Below are 23,737 nucleotides of genomic sequence, written 5' to 3' on the forward strand. Positions count from 1 at the left end.
TTTCGGCTTTCCATTTCATCAAATAGATACGATCCGGTGCCGAGAAGCGGGAAACCGGGAAAGTATACTCCCTACCATCTATAAGCAAGGTGACCTGGTTTTCCTCAAAAGCAACGAGTTCGCCCTGGGAACGCCTGCCTTCAAGCGTTGTCCAAGTCCTACCCCAGGCAACATTGCACAATACAAGCAGCCCGATAACAAAGACACCCGGTAGCCGGGAGCCCAAAGCATTCAAGACTTAAGAATTCCTTCCCAGAATTCGATACGGGCAGAAACTTGTGAGGGACCGGGCATACCTGGCTTTTCCCTCTTGGCAAAGGCTCGTGACAAATCAAATACATCTCGCCAATCATCTCCTATTTCAGGAAAGATTTTTTGCACATCTTCATCACTTAATTCGGGTAGCGATATGCCAAGTTCTTCCGCCCGAGCAACCAAAGATCCAACGAGGTGGTGAGACTGACGAAAAGCGACTCCATGTTCGACCAGGTAATCAGCCAGGTCGGTAGCAAGGAGCAAGGGATCAGATGCAGCAGAAAGACAGCGTGACTCATCGACCTCGGCTCCTTCCAATGCTCCTGCGGTTACCGCCAGGCACATACCTAACTGTTCAAAACTGTCAAACACCGGGGGTTTATCTTCCTGAAGGTCCCGGTTGTAGGTAAGGGGCAACCCCTTGATCGTAACCAATAAATTAGAAAGATTGCCAATGACCCGACCGGTCTTTCCCCGGATCAATTCAAAACAATCCGGGTTTTTCTTTTGCGGCATAAGGGAGGAGCCGGTGGTGAATGAATCGGAAAGTCGTAAATACCCAAACTCCGAAGAATTCCAAAGAATGAGGTCTTCCGCGAGGCGCGAAAGATGGAGGGAACAGAGGGAACATGCGGAAGCAAACTCGACAAATAGATCGCGGTCTGCCACTGCATCCATTCCATTAGGCGTCAAACATGCCTCCCCCGCTTCATCAACAAACCCAAGTGCCTTTGCAACATGAACCCGGTCGAGAGGAAGCGTAGATCCAGCAATCGCACCCGATCCTAATGGGCAAACATTTGCATGATTGGAAACAGTGGAAAAGCGTTCGTGATCCCGCCCGAGCATCTCGACATAAGCGAGCAGATGGTGACCCACGGTAACGGGTTGAGCCCTTTGTAAATGGGTGTATCCGGGAATGGGCGTGGTGGCATACTTCTTTGCCATCGCAAGAAGGGCGGACATAGTATGTTCGATTCCATCCCGAAGCTGACTGCATGCATCCTTAAAGAACAAGCGCATATCAGTTGCAACCTGGTCATTGCGACTCCGACCCGTGTGAAGCTTATCCGCAGCATCGGTCTTAGCCCGTAGGGCTTGTTCCAAATTCATATGGACATCTTCCCATTCAACCTTCCATTCGAAATCGCCTGCCTTCACCTCTTCGGCTAATTCCTTTAATCCTTTTTCAATCGAGTTGAATTCCTCTTGATTAAGAAGACCCACAGATAGAAGCATGGATGCATGACCTAAACTGCCCTGCAGATCATATGGAGCAAGCCGTTGATCAAAGGAAACAGACTCACCAAATGCAAGCATGAGACCATCAGGACCATCCTTGAACCGTCCACCCCAAGTTGCTTGTTTACCGTTATCTGCCATGGGAGGGCATCATCCCAAACCAAGGGTGCGATCGCAACCCTATTTGCGTGAAGCGAAAGGGGCTGAGTTAACAATTAAATGGCCTTAAGAAAAGACCTTCTTAATTTTCGCTTTGCCGTAATCCCGGTTTAACTTGGCGATATAATCCAAGGAAATATCCTTGGGGCAAGCAGCTGAACATTCGCCATAATTACGACAATTCCCAAACCCTGCCTCGTCCATTGCGGCAACCATATTTAAAACCCTTGAATCCTTTTCGGCTTGTCCTTGTGGGAGCATATTTAAGTGTCCTGCTTTGGCCGAAGTAAAGAGCATAGCAGATGCATTCTTGCAGGATGCCACACAGGCCCCGCAACCAATACACTGGGCTGCATCCATTGCCAAATCGGCATCCTCCTTGGGCACGGGCATGGCGTTACCATCTGGAGCACTTCCAGTACGCACCGTAATAAATCCTCCCGCTTGAATAATTTTATCAAAAGCCGATCGGTTGACCACTAAGTCTTTAACAACCGGAAAAGCTTTGGCCCGGAATGGTTCAACGGTGATGGAATCCCCATCCTCAAACTTGCGCATATGTAGTTGGCAAGTGGTGGTGGAATTTTCCGGCCCATGGGCATACCCGTTAATATTGAGAGAACAAGTCCCACAAATTCCTTCACGACAGTCGTGATCAAAAGCGATCGGTTCTTTACCCTCACCCAACAGCTGTTCGTTTAATTGATCGAGCATTTCAAGGAAGGATGAATCCTCGGACACTCCATCGAGTACATGTGATTCAAAATGGCCCTCATCTTCAGGTCCTTCTTGTTTCCAAACTTTAAGAAATAATTTCATGGGGAACTGTCCTTATTTGTAACTGCGTACCGCAAGTTTGACATTTTCGAATTCTAAATCTTCTTCGTGACGGGCAGGAGTTTCTCCTTCGCCTTTGTATTCCCAAACCGCTGCGTGTGAAAAGTCTTCGTCGTTCCTCGTGGCTTCTCCATCTGCAGTTTGATATTCTTCACGGAAATGACCGCCACAGGATTCATTGCGGGTGAGCGCATCCCGACAGAGCAATTCTCCGAAATCCAAAAAGTCACGAACCCGGCCGGATCTTTCCAATTCCATATTTAATTCTTCGCCGTGTCCGGTAACGAGGAGGTTTTTATTAAAGTCATCCCGTAAATCCTGAATTTCTCCAATTGCTTTATTCAAGCCCTTTTCGCTTCTGGCCATACCTGCATACTCCCACATGATGTTACCAAGTTCCTTGTGGTAAGAGCGGGAAGAACGTTTGCCCTTGGCAGAAACCATTTGGCTAACTCTTTCCTTTACGGATTCGAGCGTTTCACGTGCCGCTGCACCTTCTGGATCGATCCCGCCTGGACTGATCGTGGTCAGGTAATTTCCAATGGTATAAGGCAAAACAAAATATCCATCGCTCAATCCCTGCATCAAAGCACTGGCACCCAAACGATTTGCTCCATGGTCGGAAAAGTTTGCCTCCCCTAAAACAAAGCATCCAGGAATCGTACTCATCAGATTGTAATCCACCCACAAACCTCCCATGGTGTAGTGTATGGCAGGGTAGATACGCATGGGGCGCTGGTAAGCATTTTCACCAGTAATGCGCTCGTACATGTCAAAAAGGTTTCCGTAGCGTTCACTAATGACATTTTCTCCCAAGCGATTGATCGAATCTTCAAAGTCAAGGTAGACACCCCGACCACCTGGGCCTACTCCGCGTCCTTCATCACAAGCTTCTTTAGCCGAGCGGCTTGAGATGTCACGTGGAGCAAGGTTTCCGAAACTTGGGTATTTTCGCTCCAAATAATAATCCCGGGCATCTTCAGGAATTTCTGATGGGGCTTTTCCTGCATCCTCTGCGTTTTTAGGCACCCATACTCGGCCATCATTACGTAATGATTCGGACATTAGAGTAAGCTTGGATTGATGATCTCCTGCTACAGGTATGCAAGTCGGGTGAATCTGAGTAAAGCAGGGATTGGCAAAACCAGCACCCCTACGATAAGCACGAAAATTAGCGGTGACATTACAACCGATCGCATTGGTCGAAAGGTAATATACATTACCGTATCCTCCGGTGCAGAGAAGAACGGCGTCAGCCGTCCAAACCTTCATTTCACCAGTCGCGAGATTACGGGTGATAATTCCTTTGGCGTGACCATCAACCACGATTAAATCAAGCATCTCCTGGCGAACATGCATCTTTACCTGGCCGGTTGCAATCTGCCGACTCAATGCGCTGTAGGCACCGAGGAGGAGTTGTTGACCAGTCTGCCCACGAGCATAAAAGGTTCGACTAACTTGGGCTCCGCCAAATGAGCGGTTAGCAAGTAATCCTCCGTATTCACGGGCAAAAGGAACTCCCTGAGCAACACACTGATCGATAATGTTTACACTGTTTTGAGCTAACCGATGCACATTAGATTCACGGGAACGAAAATCTCCACCTTTTATCGTATCGTAAAAGAGACGATGAATACTGTCTCCGTCATTTTGATAATTTTTAGCACCGTTAATTCCGCCTTGGGCGGCTATAGAGTGTGCTCTGCGTGGGGTATCCTGATAACAAAAACAATCCACATTGTAACCAAGTTCTCCCAGGGTGGCTGCCGCGGAACCGCCTGCCAAACCAGAACCGACAACGATAATCTTAAACTTTCGTTTATTTGCCGGGTTGACCAGCTTGGAAGAGAAACGATGATTTTCCCACTTATCAGCAAGTGGACCTTCAGGAATTTTTGAATCGAGGATCATGGGGCAGAAATTCTACAGGTTCACGGAACAGGATGAGCCACAAGTCTCGAGGCAATTAACTAAGCCATACTTTTGGGCGATAACAAGAACAGGGATAATGGAAAAACCGGCAAATATAATCCAGCCGTAAGCAGAAGCGGCAAGGTCGAGTTTTCCGCGCCAACGCTCGGAACGAAAGCCCAGGGTTTGAAACATACTCGATACTCCGTGAGCCAAATGCCTACATAATAAAAACATGCAAATTACATAAAAGATGGAAATTGCATCGACCTGAAAACCCGCAAGAATCATGGAGTAGACATCATGAATTTCCGAACCGTCTGGCGATCCAACGGTCGTTTTCATATCGTTGTATTCAGGAAAAATTGCCCGAATGGTAAAGTGTAAAAGGTGAAAAACAATGAAGGCTAGCATCAAAGAACCAGTAAGTCCCATCCGCAATGAGGCCCATCCTGCCCGCTTGGTAACTTCGATTTCATTCGCTCTGGGCCGAGCCATTCGGTTTTCCTTGATAAGTTGGTAGGCAGTGACTGCATGAACCAAAACACATACAAGAAGGAAAAGGCGGGAACCCCAAAGGATGGGAGCAGGTAAGTTTTGTAAAGCGTAAGCGTAAGCATTGATTGCTTCCCGGCCAATCAATACCTGAAGATTACCAGCCATGTGAACTAAAACAAAACCTACGAGAACAATCCCTGTAAGGGCCATTAGGTATTTTTTAAGTAAGGAAGATTGATTCATGTCTATAGGGATTTATAGAGGTATCTTCTTACCGCACAAATTCATGACGAGTGAAAAGGAAGCGCGAAGATAGGTATTAGCTGAAAGAATTATGCAAATTAATATTTGTGCAAACACAAATATTGTATGGGCGGAATGACTTGTAGTTACCAAGGTGAATAAATCTTGGTTGCCACCCCCTTCTTTCCTACGTCATGGGTGAAGGGTACAAACAAGAAGAAAATGAAGTATATTTTTATTACTGGCGGAGTAGTTTCGTCCCTGGGGAAAGGGCTAACTTCAGGAGCACTCGGAGCTTTACTTGAACAAAGAGGCCTTACCACCCGCATCCAAAAATTCGACCCCTATTTAAATGTCGACCCAGGAACAATGAGTCCGTTTCAACATGGAGAAGTTTATGTACTCGATGACGGAGCAGAAACGGATCTCGACCTTGGCCACTACGAACGTTTCACATCGGGCAAGCTCACCAGGTTCAACAACCTGACCAGCGGACAAATTTACGAGTCAGTGATTCGCAAGGAAAGACGGGGGGATTACCTTGGTAAAACCGTGCAGGTTATTCCCCATGTGACCAACGAAATTAAAGATCGAATTTATGCTGCCGGGGAAGGCGTAAATGTGCTCATTACCGAAATAGGTGGAACCATTGGTGATATTGAGGGCTTGCCCTTTACTGAAGCGATGAGACAGTTCGCCAGCGAGGTAGGTAAAGCAAATGTCCTCTTTATACACATGACTTTGCTGCCCAGCTTGCGTGCAGCTGGTGAACTCAAGACCAAACCAACTCAACAAAGTGTGGCCAAGCTTAGAGAAATTGGCATCCAGCCAGACATATTGGTTTGTCGGACGGAACAGCCGATTACCGAAGAAATTCGTGAAAAACTTAGCCTTTTCTGTAGCGTACCCAAGGAAGCGGTAATTGAAGAAATGGATGTCACCCATTCGATCTATGAACTTCCCCATATGTTAAAACAGGAGGGGTTAGATACTCTGGTCACACGCTTCCTCGGGCTTGACGCACCAGCTCCTAAATTGGACGAATGGGAAGAAGTGGTCCACCGCTTGATTCATCCCAAGCACCGGGTGAAGATTGGAATGATCGGAAAGTATATTGATCTGCAAGATTCGTATCTGTCGGTTAACGAATCTCTGGTACATGGTGGAATCCGTAATGACACCGGGGTCGAAGTGATTCACTTGGATGCCGAAGCTATCGAACGGGACGGTGCTGAAGCGCACCTCAAAGGATTGGACGGCATTCTAGTACCCGGTGGTTTTGGAGATCGTGGAACCGAGGGTAAAATATTGGCATCAAAATTTGCCAGAGAAGAAAAGATTCCCTTTTTCGGACTTTGCCTAGGAATGCAAATTGCAGTAATCGATTTTGCCCGCAATGTTTTAGGTAAAGAAAAAGCAAACAGTACGGAATTTGATCCGGATACTCCAGATCCAGTTATTCATATCATGGACGATCAAAAATCTGTTACCGAAAAAGGAGCCACCATGAGGTTAGGTGCCTGTCCCTGCCGACTTAAGCCAGGGACTTTCTCTAGAATTGCTTATGACAAGGAAGAGGTATCAGAAAGACATCGGCATCGGTTTGAATTTAATAATTCCTATCGTGAACAAATGGAGTCTGCCGGATTAATTGTAGCCGGGACCAATCCTGACAGGGACTTGGTGGAAATTGTAGAGGTGCAAAATCATCCGTGGTTTGTAGCAGTACAATTCCATCCGGAGTTTCAATCCAAGCCAACCAAGGCACATCCCTTGTTTGCCGCTTTTATTGAAGCCACTCTTACCCGTAAGCTAGCTGCCACAGAAAAAGCCGAAAAAACCTAAGCCTTTTTTTCTTTTGGGCTTTACCCAAAGCCCGACATTCAACGGAATAGAAAGTTGGCATGATCATTGACGCTCATACTCATCGCTATCCCGAGGAGGTAATCAAGGACCCTGCCCGCTTTGCCCAACGAACGGGAGAGAAAATGTGGTTGGATATGGTATCTCCCAAAGATCGGCCGAGCTTGCAAGGTTGGGTAAATCGCGAAGAAATGCTCGCATCTATGGATGCTGCTGGAGTTCGCCAATCCGTATTGCTCGGTTGGTATTGGGAAAACCCAAAAACCTGCCTGGAGGCAAACCAATGGTACCAACAATGGATGAAGCAGGATAAAGAAAGGTTTATCGGTTTTCTTTCCTTACACCCCGAGATTCCCCAATTATTGGACTATTTAAAAAGGGCACGGGAAGACGGTTTTCAGGGAATTGGAGAATCCCATCCTTGGGCTCAGGGATTTTCTATGCAAAACAAGGAATGGATCAAAGCGATGGAATTTGCCTGCGAGTCTGGCTGGCCAGTAAACTTTCATGTTACCGATCCAGAAGGGAAAGATTATCCTGGTAAGACACTCACCCCAATAGAAGATTTTTTATGGCTGGCCAGTGAGTTGCCCGACCTTAAAATAATCCTTGCTCATGCCGGAGCTTTGTACCCTTTAAAAAATTCAATTCCCTCAAACTTCTACATTGATTTGGCCGCCTGTCCACTGCTCTACCCGGCGAGTATTTTTAAGGAATTAATCGAACATGTGGGGAGCGAAAAAATTCTCTGGGGGACTGACTACCCATTACGTATCTATCCTGCCACTCAAAAAAATCCGGACTTTCAAACTTTCCTGGACACCTTTACCGATTCCGTCGAAGTAACTGAATATGAGTTACGAGCCATGCTAGGGGAGAACTTCAAAAACCTTTTAGGATGAAACTTACTTTCAACAAAGTTGTTCCGGAACCCATTCCCCGACCCCTGATTGCTTCGTCGAAAATATGGGAAGAAGAAATCACATGGGCACCTAACGATCGTATCCTCGTACAGGCCCAATCTGGAAAAGGAAAGTCCACCCTGCTCCATCTAATTTATGGCCTGCGTAAAGATTACTCCGGTTCATGGGAAATAGATAGTGTTCAATCAAAAGATTTGTCGGCAGAAGACTGGCATATCTTACGGGCGAGAAAAATTTCCCTTTTATTTCAGGATCTGCGGCTTTTCAAAAAGTTAAGTGCACAGGAAAACCTCGAGCTCTTGCCCGAAATAAATCCGCAAGCTCCGACCGTAAAAGAAATGTGCGAAGCTTTGGGAATCCTTCACTTATTGGATAAACCCGTTGAAACTCTCTCTCTTGGACAACGACAACGATTCGCCCTCGTCCGGTGCTTACGGAAACCTTTTTGCTGGCTCTTATTGGATGAGCCGTTCAGTCACCTTGACCAAGATAACGCCAAGGCAGCGGCTGGTTTGATTGAAGAAGTCCTCAACCAAAACGGAGCCGGATTAGTAATCTCTTCTCTTGCAGGATCGAGCCCATTGTCGTGTAACCGATCCATCAATTTATGAGCCGGCCAATTGCATCTTTACTCAATCGTTGCCTCGGTTCTAAATCCCCAAGAAAAGAATTGTTAGCTGCCTCTCTTGGGTGTGTTATCGGATCGACTTTAATTTTGCTCGCTCTACAAATTTTCACCGATTCAAAACTTTTGGTTGGGAGTCGGGAAGTTGGACAGAACTTTGTCACCCTTAATAAATCCGTTCAGGGAGGAATCCTACTCAACCTTGGAAAACAGGAGGAATCTTTCAGGGAAGAAGAAATTGACCGGATTAAAAAACTTCCGGGAGTCAAAAAAATAGGTGGTTTTACCCGCAACCAATTTCCGGTAACAGTACATATCTGGCCAGCTGGAAAGATTGGGTTGGGGGCTGCCGCCCGAACCGATTTGTTTTTTGAATCGGTGCCTGATGAATTCCTCGATCAAAAACCTGAAGCATGGAAGTGGGAGGAAAATCAATCTTATGTACCAATCATGGTTCCCAAGTTTTATTTGGATCTATGGAATTTCGGCCTCGCCCCTTCGCGCAGTGAATACCCAGCCCTCTCTCGCGAAGCAGCCTCTTCTATGCCAATAGAAATCCTCATTGGGGAGGATGAATCTTTTCGAATGCTTGGCAGGTTTGTAGCCTTTAGTAAGCGCATCAATAGTGTACTCGTACCGGCAAACTTTCTCCAATGGGCAAACCAGACCCACGGCAATGATCGTTCAGAAAAATATTTCTTTGTTTGGAAAAATGAAGAAATTATAGGGGCTCCTGTTTCTATGTCTAATCTTGCCAAAAATGAGGTATTGAGAAGCACGGATATTCAAGTCTCTCCAATTGAAAACCCTGGGAATCGAATGATTCTGTCTGATGCTCTAAATATGAGTCCTTCAGATGGTGGCCCATCGCGCCTAATTTTAGCTATGGACAAATCTCCAACAGATGATTTTTTGCAAAGTCTGGATGAATTGGGTTATGAGACTAACCGGGAATTCCCCCAGGATGAATGGTTGAATCAACTGGCCAATGGATTAATTTGGGGCATGGCCGGTGTCGGTTCCTTGCTCTCACTCCTTTCGATTGCCACCTTTGCAAGCAGCTTTCGCTTGGTAGTTACTCAATCGGCTGAAACCACTCGCGATCTAATTCATCTTGGTTTTTCTCCGCTTAAAATCAGTCGCGTATTTATGCTTCGATTTGCCAAGATATTTACTTTCATCTGGGCCTTGTCTTTAATGATATGTTATGTGCTCAAAATTTATACCGCACAGCTGGTAAAAATCTATGGAATTGAATTATCCAACGGACTAAGCTGGCAAACTTTGGCCGGTGCAATTCTGTATGCCGTAGTCTTTGTGTGGATCAATCAACTTGTAATTGCGAGGTCTGTCCGTTCCTGCTCTTAAGGAAGATACAAGTCACCGGGTTACCTTCATCACCAACTGATCGTCTTTGACTGAAAAGGATACTTCACTCCCCTCCTCAACCTCACCCGAAACTAAGGCACGGGCAAGTTGAGTCTCCACTTGCTTTTGTAAAAAACGTTTAAGAGGACGGGCACCATAAGTGGGATCATATCCCTTTTCTCCAATCCATTTCTTGGCAGCATCGGTAAACCCAACGATGATTTTTCGGTCAAGTAATCGCTTATTTAAACCGGCAAGAAGGAGATCAACAATGGAAGTAATTTCATCGAGGGATAAGGGCTTAAAAAGTACAACATCGTCAATACGGTTTAAAAACTCTGGGCGGAAATGATCCCGCAATTCAGCCATAACCGATTCACGGGCAGATTCTGTAATTTCATTATCAAGAAAATCTTCCTGCAAATAACGGCTACCTACATTTGAAGTCATAATGACCACCACATTTTTAAAGTCGACCGTCCGGCCCTGGGAATCAGTTAGTCGGCCATCATCCATCAATTGAAGAAGCACATTAAAAACATCCGGGTGTGCTTTTTCAATCTCATCAAAAAGAATCACCGAATAGGGTTTTCGACGTACAGCTTCGGTTAATTGACCGCCCTCTTCATAACCGACATAACCAGGGGGAGCTCCTAAGAGCCGGGCAACGGAGTGTTTCTCCATGTATTCCGACATATCGATGCGGACCACATTGCTTTCGTTATCAAAAAGACTCTCGGCTAAAGTCTTAGCCAGTTCGGTCTTTCCTACCCCTGTGGGACCAAGAAAAAGAAAGGATCCAATGGGCCTTTGTGGATCCTTGATCCCGGCACGGGCTCGCAAAATCGCATCAGAAACGGCATCTACTGCCTCATTTTGTCCAATTACCCGCTGATGAAGAATACTTTGGAGCCGTAAAAGTTTTTCGCGCTCTCCCTCAATTAATTTAGTCACAGGTACGCCGGTCCAACGGGCTACAATCTCGGCAATCTCCTCAGATGTTACCTCTTCTTTTAAAATGGAATCCTCCTGCTTTTCCATTTGTTCAAGGGTTTCTAATTCCTCTTCCAACTTTGGCAGTTTCCCGTGCTTAAGTTCGGCAACTAAGTTTAAATCATAGGCCCGCTCAGCTCGTTCCATTTCTGCTCGTGTGGACTCGATCTGCTCGCGTAGGACACGGACATTATCAATTCCCTGGCGCTCGTTCTCCCATTGCCGCTTGATCGTTTCCATCTTGTCTCGAGCGTTCCCAAGTTCTTTGCACAAAGATTCGAGTCTATCCTTGCTCGACTTATCCTTTTCCTGTTTCAGAGCAGTTTCTTCGATTTCCAACTGTAATACACGCCGACTGACCTCGTCTAGTTCCGCGGGCATACTATCAAGTTCGGTACGAATCATGGCACATGCCTCGTCTACTAAATCAATGGCTTTGTCCGGTAAGAAACGATCAGAGATATAACGGTTTGAAAGAACCGCAGCCTGAACCACTGCCTCGTCGCGAATGTTTACTCCGTGATGGATTTCAAAACGTTCACGCAGACCACGCAGAATGGATATCGTATCCTCAACATTTGGCTGATCGACGAGTACGGTCTGAAAACGCCGTTCGAGGGCTGCATCTTTTTCGACATGCCTACGATATTCATTTAAGGTGGTAGCACCAATACATCTTAGCTCACCACGGGCAAGCATTGGTTTAAGCATATTGCCCGCATCAATCGCACCCTCCGCTTTGCCTGCACCCACAATCGTGTGCATTTCATCAATAAAGAGGACAATTCTTCCTTCTGACTTACTCACCTCGTTAAGGACGGCTTTTAAACGCTCTTCAAATTCACCACGAAATTTTGCACCGGCTAGCAAGGAGCCCATTTCTAAAGTAAAAATCGTTTTATCCTTTAATCCTTCGGGCACATCTCCGCGGACAATCCGTTGAGCAAGTCCTTCCACAATCGCCGTCTTACCCACTCCAGGCTCACCGATGAGTACTGGGTTATTCTTGGTCTTTCGGGAAAGAATTCTAATTACTCGTCGAATTTCAGAATCTCGGCCAATAACAGGATCGAGCTTTCCCGCTTTTGCCTGTTCCACTAAATCGATACCGTATTTTTGAAGTGCACGAAAGGAATTCTCCGGTGTTTTAGAAGTTACTTTTTGTCCACCCCTAACCTTAATAATCGCCTCACGGATTTTTTTCTCTGTTAGGGCAAAATTCTTAAAAAAGTTTTGAAAGCTTGCAGGCTTACCCACGGAAGATAAGCCGAGTAGTAAATGTTCTGTACTTACATAATCATCCTGCATTTCTTTAGATATGACCTGTCCCTTTTCCACTGCCTCAGTAAGTGCAGAGGATGCGTAGGATCGGGCAGTATTAACATTTCCTGCAATCTTAGGTAATTTTTTGAGTTCCCGTTGTAAAGAAAGTTGTACCGGTGCGGCACCCACTTTCATTTCATCCATTAGGGCCGGGACAATGCCATTCTCTTGATTCATCAAGACAGAAAGAAGATGCCAAACCTCCACCTCCTGCTGTCCGTTTCGCTTAGCTACATTTGCCATTTCCTGAATAGCAGAAATTCCAAGTTCAGTAAATTTTTCGGGGTCTACATTCATAACGAATCTTCTCTTGCAGAATACATACCAATTATATTCGCCTGAAAACCTTCATAAACACAAGCCTATGGGCGAAGTATTCCTAATTAAGCGAAGAATTTATGTGACGGATACTGATTAGGTCCGCCCAACCTGGGTCAATTTGTCCCAATTCTAGTCCTTTAAAATTAATCCGTGACAAAGAGGTTGCACTTCATACAGGATCGTTTCTTAACTCAGGAATAAAAAAGAACCCAAAAAATGAAAATCTTTTGCATACTACATAATGACTCAAAATCGTGTATGCTGGTGAGTTATTCCCAAAAAGCTTTACCGAATCGAAAAGAATATACTAACGGCATGAACCTGGTCAGTCCTAAGAAAATTGATTTCACTCCTGGACGGTTGGTGGGTTACATTTCTAGAGTGCTTGGCTTGACAAAATCCCTTGAAGATTCCGGCCATAACTTAAAAGTAACTTCTAATAAAGGCAGAGAAGGCTCTCAGGTAGAAAAGGGATTAATAGACGATGCATTGATCATCCATCAACCCTTCCTTTCCCACTACCAATCACGTAAAGGCGTGGAATCGGCCTTTAACTTTAAAAGGGTGGTTATTCAAGACCCTGGATCAAGTCAGGTAGATTTGGAATCGTCAAATTACAAAATTAAGGAAGGCGGTTCACCTTGTTGAACAAATCAATGAACCTTGGGGAAAGAATTCAATTCATCGATCGTAAGCTCGATGAATTGTATCCCGACCCGCCTATTCCTCTTGATCACAAAGATCCTTACACCCTTTTAGTCGCCGTCCTTCTGTCTGCACAATGCACAGATGCTAGGGTGAATAAAATAACCCCAAGCTTATTTGAATTAGCAGACAACCCCAAAGATATGGCCACCCACTCGGTCGATCAGATCGATTCGATCGTTCGACCATGTGGCTTAGCTCCACGAAAAGCTAAGGCCATTCGAGACCTCTCTTCTATTCTCATCGATCAATACCAAGGTGTCGTACCATCGTCCTTTGAGGCACTGGAATCTCTACCTGGAGTGGGCCATAAAACCGCATCAGTGGTAATGGCCCAAGTGTTCGATCATCCTGCTTTTCCGGTCGATACTCACATACATCGTTTGGCCCAGCGATGGAAACTAACCTCAGGGAAAAGTGTTGTTCAAACAGAGCGAGATTTAAAAAGACATTTTGCAAAAGAAAGATGGAACGATCTTCATCTTCAAATCATCTACTATGGTCGGGAGCATTGCCCTGCTCGATCCTGCTATGGACTCAAGTGTTTGATCTGCCGATCTTGTTTTCCAAACCGCAAAGCTGAAATAAAAACCAAGAAACCCTAACCTGCGTTTACAAACATTCGGGGGCGGGAATCTTTTAATTTTTGTATCGCCTCGCTGGAAAGACCAGTTTGATAAAGAAAAACTTGCTGCAGTCCTCCCATAAGAGATAGAGAATCGACTACAGTATCGTCTAGTTTTAATCGAATGAGGTTTAAAAGTTCCAAGCTCGGAATGGTTGAAACATTTCTTATTCCAGCGGTGGTAATTTTTTCCGAGCCTTCGAGAATTAATTTTTTAAGGTTGGGAAACTTTTGCAAAATCGCCAAGCCGGTATCCGAAACCTGAGAGTTCGTAAGATCCAAAATAACCAAATGTTGAGCAATGTACTGCAATATTTTTAAATCTTCATCATTCATGGCCAGCTTGGGATCAACTGGAGAGATTACCTGCAAACCAACTTGCCCCTCTATTGGCATGATAACAATACCGGATGAACGTAAATGATGCCATTGTTCAGGAGCGAGCCTCAAATCTGCCATCATACCGGGAGGCGCCTCTGTAATCTCTACTGAATCGGGTTCTCGACCAGGAAACCATTGATCTATGGGCACTCCAAATTTGCGCACAATTGGACCGACTTGAGAGGGAGCAACGAGGTAAGATCCTAAGGTCGATCCGCAAACAACTAATCCGGTTACAAAAAAGACAGCTAAGGTTGCGATAAATTTGGAAGCCAAACTCTTTTCTTTTACTTTTACAGTGGTTTGTTTGGTATTTAATCCACGTACCTTGACTGATTTTTTTACATTCTTTTTCTTTTGTCCTTTCGCTGAAACGGTAGCTGGCACAGAAGGTTGCTCAACTACAGGAAGGTCCGCACTTACTGCCCTAGCTTGCCTGCTAGCAGTCTCCTTCAGCATATTGATAATGTCGGGAAGAGGTTTCCACTCCGTTTGTCCCTCAAGCAGGGCTGAGTCAGTGACCAGCAATTGTCCAGTTTGTAAAAATTGATTAGCTTGTTCGGAAGAATAAGGCCCAAAGGTTTGACCACCCCGAGAAACAAAGAGAGATGTTGCTTTTTCGGAAGCACCTAAATTGACTTTTCCCTTGCGACCGAGCAATTGATCCAAAGTGCCTGAAACCTTATGAAAATACCTATCAACGGGTATTTTATTTTTCAAAATCGCCTGTAAATCCCCCATCCGCAGACGAAGACCAGGTGGCAAATCGGTATCTTCAAGGTAAATCGCCAAGAACGGTTTTTTCTCATTTAAAGCCAGATTGATTTCATTCCGACAGTTTATGGAATCTGTCGCTCGTGGTGATATAAAACAAAGAAACACACTGCATCCAAGTACCGCATTGGCGATTTCTTCCGGCCATTCGTTACTCGCTGCAACTCCTTCGTCGTACCATACATTGTAGCCGGTTTCGCGAAGTATTGTAATTTCCGGGTAAACTAAGTGAGCATCCTGATGAGAGTAACTGATAAAAAGATATGGATCCTCCCCCTCATAGGCTTCAAAAGGAGGCACATCCAAAGAACGATTACCCTGCCCGCCCTGTGGAAGAATAATACCAGGGACTTCGGCCAGGGTTACCCAGCCAGGACAGCCTTCAAACCATGCTGGTTCGGTAGGTTGTAATTGTCCGGACTGAATCCAACTTTGCAATGCTTCCAACTCATAGGGACCAACTTGTTGGCCATCTTGATAAAGGTAAACTTGGGTCATTAGATTTTTTCTATTTCTACCTTTTAGCGATTATCCTACATCAATTACATTTACTTAGATAGAACATTTCTTTAACCAATCCAAGTACTTTTACACACTTGGATTAAGTCATGCCTAACCCAAAATACAAAATAAATTAAGAGAATTACTCGGACGGACGGGAGCGTATCCAGTCTGAGATGATTTTAATTTCTTCGTCTGTTAACTTTCCATCCCTTCCGTAACAAGGCATCCGGTCATTCTCATCTCCATAAAACCTTTCATCTTCTGGGTTTTCAAGAAAAGCAATTGTCCATTCATCGGAACCATAACCGGTCAGGTCAGGAGCGTAGCCCTCTTCTTCGGAATCAATGTCATGACAATCGATACAAGCCAAACCGTCCTGGAAGACCAAATCATCATTGTAAAAGAGGGCGAGCAATTCTTCTCTCTCATCCTCGGATAAGGGGGTTTGATAGGGAAGTTCGGCCATATCGGAAAGCAATGTGGCAATGCGAGGAAGTAACGCAATTTCTTCGGCTGTATATTTAGCCAAAACTTTTCGGGCCATCGTACCATTCTTAAATTTGGTGCCACCAAAATATTCTTCCGATATATAATGCTCATGATTGAGTAATTTGGTGATCCATTCAACACTGGCAAACCCAGCTAATTCCGGAGCAGACTGGGCATCATCTAGGGGATACCCGCGCCCGTCATGACCATTGTAACGGTGGCAACTTGCACAGTTGGCAGCAAACAAATTACGTCCCCTATTTTCATGATCTTTCCTCAATAGAGTAACTGCACCTGCAGGAGGTATACCCTCTTCTTGAACAATTGATAATACCCGTTCTGCCTGCCAATCAGCTTCCTCCAATGCGGCAGAATGTCGCAGGTTGGCGCTATCCTCGGAAAACGCCAATAAAGTAAGAGCAACCGATCCAGCAATCAAGGTCCACCAAAAGCCAATATTTAACTGATGACCAGGTCGGGTGGACCCGATGAAGGGTTGCAAAAAGATCCACAGGGCAAGAAAGACGGGTATAATGACTGCTCCCCAAAATGCAGGTACATACTTGAGCAACTGAAAAAGAAAAAGGAAATACCATTCTGGCCGAGCAGGAAACTCATTGGCAGGATCAGCAGGGGGACCAAGTGGGGCACCATGAAAATAAACCGTAAGTGCAACCACTGCCAACAACACAGCGAGGCAGGCAATCGCATCTTTAAGGATTTGATCGGGCCAAAAGTACGAATCTTTTTTGGGTCTTGGTTCCTTAACATGGATTCCGTGCTTTCGAAATAAATAGATGTGCACTACCACTAAGCCCACTAGCATTGCCGGTAAAACCCCTGCGTGAAGAGCAAAAAATCGAGTTAGAGTATGATGCCCATACTCAACCCCGCCAACCACTACCTGTTGAATGGCTGGGCCTATTAAAGGGACTTCTGCCATCAAGTTGGTCGCCACCGCAGTTGCCCAATATCCTTTTTGGTCCCATGGAAGCAAATAGCCGGTTAAAGAAAGAGCCAAAGTTACTCCCATCATTAAGGCACCAAACCAAAAGTTTAACTCACGTGGCGCCCGGTAAGCCCCATCAATCACGACTTGCATAAGATGCAAGACAAGCAGGACAATCATCGCCTGAGCCATGTAATGGTGGACTCCTCGCAAAAACCATCCTCCCCAAACTTGGTACTGTAAAAAATAAACGCTTTCCCAGGCTGTTTGGGCACTTGGACTATAAAACATCCATAGTAGAGTTCCCGTGACAACCTGAGTAAAAAAAGCAAAGGTTAAACAACTCCCCCAGACATACCTCCAACGAGCTCCCCCGGGAACTTTTTCGTATAAAACCTCATGCAAAAGAGTCCGGTAGCCCGAACGATCGTCGAGCCAATCAAAAATCATTTTCATGACAAGGGAATCTTTTCCTCTATATTGGGCCTAAATTGTTGAAAGCGAATCCAAACTTGTCCCTTCTCCACCTTGGTTTCCATCGTATCCATCGGACGCGGACTTGGGCTATTTTCGGTGGTTACCGAACCATCCAATGCAAAGGAACTATTATGGCACGGACAAAAATAATCATTGGTTTGCTTACGGAAATCGATAGCACAGCCAAGGTGCGGACATTTTAAATTAAATGCGATTACTTCATCTTGTTTGCGAGTTAAGTAAACGGCTCCCACCGGAATGTCTTTGTAAGTTGTCCAAGCATCAACCACTGTTTCCTGAACCACTTCAAACTTGGCTGGTGACCCATCTTCAGGCAGTGAGGCAAATGGAGCAACTTTTGACCAAGGAACCTTGGCTGATTCCCCTGAGTTTTTCTTTACTGGGTCCAGCAAAGCGGGAATCCCTGCAGCTAAAGGAAAAATTCCACAAGCAGCTGAAATTCCAATTGTGGTAACGCGAATAAACTTTCTTCGACCTGAGGATTCTTCTTCGTTAAAATCAGACATAAATTACCTAAAGTTATTGAAAATAATGAGACCAATCAGCTCACAATTCAGGAAGCAATGGAAAAATTGTGAGTTTATGAAATTAGGGAAGTGGTGGTAATGCAGGCAAGTCGTCAAAACCTCCATTATCAATACCGGGCAAAGGAGGCAACCCGCCTTCGTCCTCCATACCGGGCAAAGGAGGCAATCCTTCGGAATCTCCAGCTTCAGGCAGCCCCGGGAGATCGGGTAAGCCCGCATCCGAAGAGGCTTCAGGTTCTTCAAACTCAGCCAATGCTGGCAAGCCTCCATCATCCACACCGGGCAATCCTGGTAACAACGGTTCATCTGTTGCACCTGATGGTGTTTCCTCGAGACCCGGAAGTACTACTTCAGGGTCACTGGCATTGGGTAGAATAGGCAGTTCAGAACTTGGCTCATCAAGCCCAGGCAAATCTTCTTCCATCGGGGGAAAAGTAGGTAAATCTGAAAAATCATCTACTGAAGCTTCGTCTGAATTGGCATCAGGTAATCCAGGCAAATCGCCCAAATCATCATCCTGAGGTACTAAAGCATTATCAGGGCTAAAATTAACTGAACTGCCTTCTGGCTCAGACGAAACTGCAGGACTAGAAAGATCAACCACAGGGAAGCCTTCCTCAGGTTTTGAAGCAGAGGACTCAACCACCTCAACCTTGGGCGTTTCGTTACCTGACAAAGATAATGGCGTCCCATCCGATCTCCAAGTAGCTTCTTTTCCATGCCTCACGCCGTTGGTGTAAGCTCGAACATACATCTTCTGCCCATTGGGCCACCACCGCGTAACTGACCCGTGCCATCTGCCATCCTGATAATTTCGTTCGTACATTTTGATTCCGTTCGAGAACCACTTGGAGCAGTTTCCATGCTTACGACCCTCTTTCCATGATTCATCAGAAGAAACATATTCACCGCTTTCTCCAAAATTTACCGTAAGCACCCTACCAGAAAAGGGATCTTGGCTCGCCTTTAAATAAAGTAAACCATAACGCGTAACGAAATTTGCATCGTATTCGCTCTGACTAACCTGGTAGGCGTCTCCGTTGGTTTTTCCAATAAATTTGGAATCTACTGGGGCTTGGGGTTGTGCAGATGCCCCTCCCCTACGATATCTATTCTCGCAGGATGAGAATAGAAAAAGGAAAAGCAGAACATATGATAATTGCTTAATCATGTATTCATTCAAACATTTGCCCTAAAATTTGCAAGGTAGAAGGTAGGGTTGTACGAGACACAACCTAGACTTCAATCTTGCTATTTCTCTTAAAATCGATCATAAGCGATCGAAATCAATCATTTTCGATCACTTGATCTAATGATTAATCAGCCCACAACTTAAATCATAAAACCTATGACCTTAGACGATCTGCCGATTATTATACCTGCAATTGGAGTTATTGCTCTTTTATTCACCTGGTGGAAAACACATTCTATCAACGCAATTCCAGAAGGTTCGGACCGTATGAAAAAGATCGCCAAAAGCATTCAGGATGGTGCTATGGCTTTCTTGAGAGCCGAATATCGGGTGCTCTTCATCTTTGTGATTGCCGTTGCAGCAGTCTTATATTGGAGCGGCAATAACAATCCTAACAGCCATGGCCTTGTTGCTGTGGCTTTTGTAGTTGGAGCTTTTTGTTCAGCCCTCGCTGGCTATTTGGGAATGAAAGTTGCCACGAAGGCAAATGTTCGTACAGCCAATGCAGCTAAGGACAGTCTTGGAAAAGCACTTGAAGTTGCCTTTTCGGGTGGTGCAGTAATGGGCTTAAGCGTCGTCGGCCTTGGAATCCTTGGTCTGGGAGGTCTATTTGCTCTTTTTAGCGATCAATTTAATGCCTTTGAAAACAAAGATGGTCTTACAACGACTCTATCCGTGCTAACTGGATTTTCTTTCGGAGCTTCCTCCATTGCTCTGTTTGCCAGAGTTGGTGGAGGTATTTACACGAAGGCCGCAGATGTTGGGGCTGATCTTGTAGGCAAAGTTGAAGCGGGCATCCCAGAAGATCATCCATTAAACCCTGCGACCATTGCAGATAATGTTGGTGATAATGTTGGTGATGTTGCTGGCATGGGTGCCGATTTGTTTGAATCTTATGTTGGTTCTATCATCGGCACCATGGTGTTAGGAGCCGCCATGGTTGCAGGTTCCACAGACTTTGTTGATTTCCTTGGTGGTCTATCTCCCGTATTCCTACCACTTATCCTTGGTGCTGTTGGGATTATAACTTCAATCTTAGGAACTTTTTTAGTCAAAGTAGGAGACGATGGAGATCCACAGAAAGCTCTTAACACCGGAGAATTTGTATCCTCTGGTCTAATGATTGCAGCTTCTTATTTTCTCATTGATAAATTTTTACCAGAAAGTTGGACATTTGGAGGAGTAAGCTTTACTTCGATGGGAGTATTCTGGGCTACGATTATTGGATTGGTGGCAGGACTTGCGATCGGACTTATTACAGAATACTACACCGGCACTCATAAGAAGCCCGTCAAGGCCATTGTAGAGCAATCCATAACTGGATATGCCACAAACATTATCGCTGGTCTCGGCGTAGGTATGATATCCACCACCCTTCCCGTTTTAGTAATTGCCGCTGCTGTTGTAGGAGCCTACGAGATGGCTGGTCTGTACGGAATTGCCATTGCGGCCGTAGGGATGCTTTCCAATACTGGGATTCAACTTGCTGTAGATGCATATGGTCCGATTTCTGATAATGCTGGTGGAATTGCTGAAATGTCAGAACTACCTAAGGAAGTTAGGCAAAGAACCGACAAATTGGATGCCGTGGGGAACACCACCGCCGCAATTGGAAAAGGTTTTGCGATCGGTTCTGCTGCTCTTACCGCACTTGCTCTCTTTGCTGCCTTTATTGCATCCTACGATCAAACACATGCAGAACCCCTTGGCTCCATCGATGTTACTCACCCCAAGGTGATGGCTGGCCTTTTTATCGGAGCAATGCTTCCTTTTCTCTTTAGTGCTTTGGCTATGGGTGCAGTAGGTCGTGCTGCCATGTCTATGATTCATGAAGTTCGCCGACAATTCCGTGACATTCCTGCACTTAAAAAAGCGCTTGAGGTAATGAAGCTCAATGATGGCAAGCCCACATCCGAATGGTCAGAAAGCGACCGAGATTCTTTTGATGAAGCAATTGATTCAGCCGAATACGGAAAGTGCGTAGAAATCTCTACCCAATCTGCAATTAAAGAAATGGTAGCTCCCGGACTTGTTGCGATCGCTACTCCTGTTGCCATAGGATTTGGTGGCGGCGCCACTATGCTTGGCGGCTTACTTGCCGGAGTAACTGTATCTGGAGTGCTTCTTGCCCTCTTTCAATCCAATTCAGGTGGGGCTTGGGACAATGCCAAGAAAATGGTTGAGGAAGGATATGAAATTAATGGCGTAATTCACGGAAAAGGTTCTGAACTTCACAAAGCTACTGTGGTTGGTGATACCGTGGGAGATCCGCTCAAGGATACCTCCGGCCCATCTCTGAACATTTTATTGAAATTAATCTCTGTGGTAGCCTTAGTGTTGGCTCCCTTTCTTTAAACCGAACTTTTAAAAGTCCGCTTTTATTCTTCTCCGATGGAACGGGCAAATGCTGCCCGTTCCTGAGGGGATGACTTGTAGTAGGAAGTTCCTGCCACAAATACATCAACACCGGAATCCAAGCACTCTTCGACATGTTGGGGACCAACTCCCCCATCGACTTCAATTAAGAAGGAATGATTTTGAGACTCTCGGCGCTTGGCAAGCTCGCGTACTTTTTCTAAAACAAATCCTTTGAAACTCTGACCTCCGAAACCAGGGTTAACCGTCATGCATAGGACAAGATCAACCTGATCGAGATAAGGGAAGAAAAGATCTACGGGGGTGCCTGGGTTTATTGCCAAGCCAGTCTTAACACCAGCCGAACGGATTTTATCTAACGCCGCTTGGTGATCGTACTGAGGTTCCAAATGAATGGTGATAAGTTCGGAGCCAGCCTTAATAAAAGCATCTAAATAAAGATCAGGACGTGCTAACATCAAATGTACATCAAAGAACAATTTTGAATGTGGTCGCAAATCAGCAACCGTTTGCGGTCCAAAACTTAAGTTAGGGACAAAATGTCCGTCCATTAGATCTAAATGAATCCACTCCCTGCCGTCATGTTCAACTTCAAGCAAAGAAGAACGCAAGTTTCCATGATCACCTGCTAAAAGGGAGGGAGCTAAGATTTTTTTCATAACAAAAAGAAATATTTCACCAGGATTGATTCAAGATAGAAAGATGAATTTCAGAGGCTAATTCCTCCGCAATGGCATGCAAGGAAGAACTCTCTTCGGGTAACCGCGTAGACTCAGAACGGAGGACGGATGCATTAGCACTAACCTGCTTTTCCAGAAAAATATCACCATTTTGATCACGAAGTTCAATCTTAGCCGAGATGCCTAAATTTAAACCTGCCGCAAGTAAAGAATCCTCAGGACGGTACGCTTCGGTCGAATCAGTGTAATTGGAGAGTGTGACCAAGATAGAAACATCAGCATCTTCTTGGTTCTGAACCAAAATAAAAGTCCCATTTTTGAGTATTTTTTTACGAAGCTCTCGGTCAACCTTTGCCCCTAGGATTGGTGCCATCGAGTCATTCTTGACTCGTAAATGAAAAAAGCCTTCTCCTGCCTCAGGGTACCCCAGCTTGTAGGAACAGGCAGCAAAGATAAATAGGGGTAAAAAAGCTAAAAGGTTACCCCAAAAAAACTTAATCATTTCTCAATTCAGCTACCCGCATTTCTGCTTCTCTAGCTGCATCTGACTCGGGAGCTGTAGTAATTGCCTGATTATAGAACTGCAAAGCGGGTTTGTTACCTAATTTTTCCCAATGGGTAAGAAAGTACTTACCATAATTTTCAACATATCTTCCAATCTCCAACTTACTTTGGGCCAAGCTAGCCCGCATTTTATTTTTGTTAGTTTGAGCCACTTTTTTCCTTTCGGCACTCTCTTTTATACGTTGCTGGTAATTGGAAATGGTTTCATCAGGGCCTCGCCTAGGTGGTTGATCATATAAAATCAAATAATCTTCGAAATAGTTTAACGCATTAAGGGTGGAGCCTTGATCATAGGAAGGACCAGATACAAAACCTTTGTAGATTTCCCCAAGCTTAAAATAAGCTTTTTCGGATAGGTAATGATCCGGGTAATAATTCACCAACCTTTCCAAGGCATTCACAGCCTCTTCTTCTTTGTCATCCTGAAGAGAAATTTCTGCCAAAACCATAAGAGCCCGTGGGGCAAATTGAGGGCCTCGAGAAAGCTCAACTATTTGATTTAGGCGCTCTCGATCATCTGAACCAGAGCGCAGCCTGGGAATCACGCCCCATTTTTTTGGAAGTTCAGCAGTCGCAAGAAGTTCAGCTATCCTCATCAATGAATTAGCGACCCGCTCGAAATCATACCTAACATAAGCCCGTGCGATAAGCTGCAAATGATCAAACGCTTTTTTCCAATCTCCCTGCTTCTCTCGAATCATTGCTGCCTGATAGAGAGCTTCTGGACCCACCAATACTTGAACATCCTCTAGTTTTATTACCAAGTCACATCTCCTTTTGGTAAATCTTTCAAACTGTTTTAAGGCATCTGAGATTTCGTCCGTTTTTTGGAGTTCCAATGCATCCAGGAACCACTGCTTCGCTTCGTCATTTTCATAAGGACTGCGGTTTTTGAATAAAAAACCAGTACCG

Annotated in this window: 20 protein-coding genes; 7 read left to right on the forward strand and 13 right to left on the reverse strand. The window is 45.1% G+C overall.

Going from position 1 to position 23,737, the window contains the following annotated elements:
* From ACKPQ4_RS04100 to ACKPQ4_RS04120, 5 genes are all read right to left on the reverse strand, one after another.
* The coding region (locus ACKPQ4_RS04100) for an LSm family protein (protein WP_407679935.1) at nt 1-235 on the reverse strand (235 nt) is incomplete at its 3' end.
* Entirely contained in the window at nt 232-1,638 is a 1,407-nt protein-coding gene (argH, locus tag ACKPQ4_RS04105; protein WP_407679936.1) for an argininosuccinate lyase, read from the reverse strand. The genes ACKPQ4_RS04100 and argH, both read right to left, overlap by 4 nt.
* Nucleotides 1,639-1,722: 84 nt before the next feature.
* A complete protein-coding gene (locus ACKPQ4_RS04110) occupies nt 1,723-2,475 on the reverse strand; it encodes a succinate dehydrogenase/fumarate reductase iron-sulfur subunit (RefSeq protein WP_407679937.1) in 753 nt (250 codons plus the stop codon).
* Between the two features lie 12 nt (nt 2,476-2,487).
* On the reverse strand, nt 2,488-4,404 hold the full coding sequence (locus ACKPQ4_RS04115; protein WP_407679938.1) for a fumarate reductase/succinate dehydrogenase flavoprotein subunit: 1,917 nt from the start codon (nt 4,402-4,404) through the stop codon (nt 2,488-2,490).
* 12 nt (nt 4,405-4,416) lie between these two features.
* Nucleotides 4,417-5,145 carry a succinate dehydrogenase cytochrome b subunit gene (locus tag ACKPQ4_RS04120; RefSeq protein WP_407679939.1) on the reverse strand — a complete coding sequence of 243 codons (729 nt, stop codon included), beginning with the start codon at nt 5,143-5,145 and terminating at the stop codon, nt 4,417-4,419.
* A gap of 222 nt (nt 5,146-5,367) precedes the next feature.
* Between ACKPQ4_RS04120 and ACKPQ4_RS04125 the strand changes: the two genes are divergently transcribed.
* The 4 genes from ACKPQ4_RS04125 to ACKPQ4_RS04140 are packed head-to-tail and all read left to right on the forward strand — an operon-like array spanning nt 5,368 to nt 9,924.
* Nucleotides 5,368-6,990, forward strand: a complete 1,623-nt coding sequence (locus ACKPQ4_RS04125) for a CTP synthase (RefSeq protein WP_407679940.1) — start codon at nt 5,368-5,370, stop codon at nt 6,988-6,990.
* A 59-nt stretch (nt 6,991-7,049) separates the two neighbouring features.
* Nucleotides 7,050-7,910 carry an amidohydrolase family protein gene (locus ACKPQ4_RS04130; protein ID WP_407679941.1) on the forward strand — a complete coding sequence of 287 codons (861 nt, stop codon included), beginning with the start codon at nt 7,050-7,052 and terminating at the stop codon, nt 7,908-7,910.
* Entirely contained in the window at nt 7,907-8,542 is a 636-nt protein-coding gene (locus ACKPQ4_RS04135) for an ATP-binding cassette domain-containing protein (protein ID WP_407679942.1), read from the forward strand. Before ACKPQ4_RS04130 ends, ACKPQ4_RS04135 begins: the two co-directional genes overlap by 4 nt.
* On the forward strand, nt 8,539-9,924 hold the full coding sequence (locus ACKPQ4_RS04140) for a hypothetical protein (RefSeq protein WP_407679943.1): 1,386 nt from the start codon (nt 8,539-8,541) through the stop codon (nt 9,922-9,924). Before ACKPQ4_RS04135 ends, ACKPQ4_RS04140 begins: the two co-directional genes overlap by 4 nt.
* A gap of 12 nt (nt 9,925-9,936) precedes the next feature.
* Here the strand turns inward: ACKPQ4_RS04140 and clpB are convergent, their stop codons facing one another.
* Entirely contained in the window at nt 9,937-12,537 is a 2,601-nt protein-coding gene (gene clpB, locus ACKPQ4_RS04145) for an ATP-dependent chaperone ClpB (RefSeq protein WP_407679944.1), read from the reverse strand.
* Between the two features lie 339 nt (nt 12,538-12,876).
* Here clpB and ACKPQ4_RS04150 point away from each other — a divergent pair, with 339 nt between their 5' ends.
* Nucleotides 12,877-13,209: a hypothetical protein gene (locus ACKPQ4_RS04150; RefSeq protein ID WP_407679945.1), complete on the forward strand. Its 333-nt coding sequence runs from the start codon at nt 12,877-12,879 to the stop codon at nt 13,207-13,209.
* A gap of 8 nt (nt 13,210-13,217) precedes the next feature.
* The gene (nth, locus tag ACKPQ4_RS04155; RefSeq protein WP_407679946.1) at nt 13,218-13,871 is read left to right on the forward strand and encodes an endonuclease III; all 654 of its coding nucleotides are present in this window, start codon (nt 13,218-13,220) and stop codon (nt 13,869-13,871) included.
* On the opposite strand, the gene ACKPQ4_RS04160 is transcribed toward nth, so the two are convergent.
* The 4 genes from ACKPQ4_RS04160 to ACKPQ4_RS04175 form a co-directional block, all read right to left on the reverse strand.
* On the reverse strand, nt 13,868-15,544 hold the full coding sequence (locus ACKPQ4_RS04160; RefSeq protein ID WP_407679947.1) for a GYF domain-containing protein: 1,677 nt from the start codon (nt 15,542-15,544) through the stop codon (nt 13,868-13,870). The genes nth and ACKPQ4_RS04160 overlap by 4 nt on opposite strands.
* Before the next feature lie 145 nt (nt 15,545-15,689).
* The gene (locus ACKPQ4_RS04165; RefSeq protein WP_407679948.1) at nt 15,690-17,444 is read right to left on the reverse strand and encodes a cytochrome b N-terminal domain-containing protein; all 1,755 of its coding nucleotides are present in this window, start codon (nt 17,442-17,444) and stop codon (nt 15,690-15,692) included.
* Nucleotides 17,441-17,992 carry a QcrA and Rieske domain-containing protein gene (locus ACKPQ4_RS04170; protein ID WP_407679949.1) on the reverse strand — a complete coding sequence of 184 codons (552 nt, stop codon included), beginning with the start codon at nt 17,990-17,992 and terminating at the stop codon, nt 17,441-17,443. Before ACKPQ4_RS04170 ends, ACKPQ4_RS04165 begins: the two co-directional genes overlap by 4 nt.
* Before the next feature lie 82 nt (nt 17,993-18,074).
* Complete coding sequence (locus ACKPQ4_RS04175; RefSeq protein WP_407679950.1) at nt 18,075-19,184, reverse strand: toxin-antitoxin system YwqK family antitoxin; 1,110 nt, start codon at nt 19,182-19,184, stop codon at nt 18,075-18,077.
* A 177-nt stretch (nt 19,185-19,361) separates the two neighbouring features.
* On the opposite strand from ACKPQ4_RS04175, the gene ACKPQ4_RS04180 reads away from it, so the two are divergent.
* Entirely contained in the window at nt 19,362-21,560 is a 2,199-nt protein-coding gene (locus ACKPQ4_RS04180; RefSeq protein WP_407679951.1) for a sodium-translocating pyrophosphatase, read from the forward strand.
* A 23-nt stretch (nt 21,561-21,583) separates the two neighbouring features.
* Here the strand turns inward: ACKPQ4_RS04180 and rpe are convergent, their stop codons facing one another.
* The 3 genes from rpe to ACKPQ4_RS04195 form a co-directional block, all read right to left on the reverse strand.
* On the reverse strand, nt 21,584-22,240 hold the full coding sequence (gene rpe, locus ACKPQ4_RS04185; RefSeq protein ID WP_407679952.1) for a ribulose-phosphate 3-epimerase: 657 nt from the start codon (nt 22,238-22,240) through the stop codon (nt 21,584-21,586).
* A 16-nt stretch (nt 22,241-22,256) separates the two neighbouring features.
* Nucleotides 22,257-22,763 (reverse strand): LPS assembly lipoprotein LptE, encoded by a 507-nt coding sequence (lptE, locus tag ACKPQ4_RS04190; RefSeq protein ID WP_407679953.1) that lies wholly within the window; start codon nt 22,761-22,763, stop codon nt 22,257-22,259.
* The coding region (locus tag ACKPQ4_RS04195; protein ID WP_407679954.1) for a tetratricopeptide repeat protein at nt 22,756-23,737 on the reverse strand (982 nt) is incomplete at its 5' end. The genes ACKPQ4_RS04195 and lptE, both read right to left, overlap by 8 nt.

The organism is Candidatus Chordibacter forsetii, assembly GCF_964187505.1.
Taxonomy (GTDB): domain Bacteria; phylum Verrucomicrobiota; class Verrucomicrobiia; order Opitutales; family Seribacteraceae; genus Chordibacter; species Chordibacter forsetii.

What these genes read in the sequence shown, in the direction of transcription:
- argH (WP_407679936.1), bottom strand. Translation starts at nt 1,638, where the DNA reads ATGGCAGATAACGGTAAACAAGCAACTTGGGGTGGACGGTTCAAGGAT.
- ACKPQ4_RS04110 (WP_407679937.1), bottom strand. Translation starts at nt 2,475, where the DNA reads ATGAAATTATTTCTTAAAGTTTGGAAACAAGAAGGACCTGAAGATGAG.
- ACKPQ4_RS04115 (WP_407679938.1), bottom strand. Translation starts at nt 4,404, where the DNA reads ATGATCCTCGATTCAAAAATTCCTGAAGGTCCACTTGCTGATAAGTGG.
- ACKPQ4_RS04120 (WP_407679939.1), bottom strand. Translation starts at nt 5,145, where the DNA reads ATGAATCAATCTTCCTTACTTAAAAAATACCTAATGGCCCTTACAGGG.
- ACKPQ4_RS04125 (WP_407679940.1), top strand. Translation starts at nt 5,368, where the DNA reads ATGAAGTATATTTTTATTACTGGCGGAGTAGTTTCGTCCCTGGGGAAA.
- ACKPQ4_RS04130 (WP_407679941.1), top strand. Translation starts at nt 7,050, where the DNA reads ATGATCATTGACGCTCATACTCATCGCTATCCCGAGGAGGTAATCAAG.
- ACKPQ4_RS04135 (WP_407679942.1), top strand. Translation starts at nt 7,907, where the DNA reads ATGAAACTTACTTTCAACAAAGTTGTTCCGGAACCCATTCCCCGACCC.
- ACKPQ4_RS04140 (WP_407679943.1), top strand. Translation starts at nt 8,539, where the DNA reads ATGAGCCGGCCAATTGCATCTTTACTCAATCGTTGCCTCGGTTCTAAA.
- clpB (WP_407679944.1), bottom strand. Translation starts at nt 12,537, where the DNA reads ATGAATGTAGACCCCGAAAAATTTACTGAACTTGGAATTTCTGCTATT.
- ACKPQ4_RS04150 (WP_407679945.1), top strand. Translation starts at nt 12,877, where the DNA reads ATGAACCTGGTCAGTCCTAAGAAAATTGATTTCACTCCTGGACGGTTG.
- nth (WP_407679946.1), top strand. Translation starts at nt 13,218, where the DNA reads ATGAACCTTGGGGAAAGAATTCAATTCATCGATCGTAAGCTCGATGAA.
- ACKPQ4_RS04160 (WP_407679947.1), bottom strand. Translation starts at nt 15,544, where the DNA reads ATGACCCAAGTTTACCTTTATCAAGATGGCCAACAAGTTGGTCCCTAT.
- ACKPQ4_RS04165 (WP_407679948.1), bottom strand. Translation starts at nt 17,444, where the DNA reads ATGAAAATGATTTTTGATTGGCTCGACGATCGTTCGGGCTACCGGACT.
- ACKPQ4_RS04170 (WP_407679949.1), bottom strand. Translation starts at nt 17,992, where the DNA reads ATGTCTGATTTTAACGAAGAAGAATCCTCAGGTCGAAGAAAGTTTATT.
- ACKPQ4_RS04175 (WP_407679950.1), bottom strand. Translation starts at nt 19,184, where the DNA reads ATGATTAAGCAATTATCATATGTTCTGCTTTTCCTTTTTCTATTCTCA.
- ACKPQ4_RS04180 (WP_407679951.1), top strand. Translation starts at nt 19,362, where the DNA reads ATGACCTTAGACGATCTGCCGATTATTATACCTGCAATTGGAGTTATT.
- rpe (WP_407679952.1), bottom strand. Translation starts at nt 22,240, where the DNA reads ATGAAAAAAATCTTAGCTCCCTCCCTTTTAGCAGGTGATCATGGAAAC.
- lptE (WP_407679953.1), bottom strand. Translation starts at nt 22,763, where the DNA reads ATGATTAAGTTTTTTTGGGGTAACCTTTTAGCTTTTTTACCCCTATTT.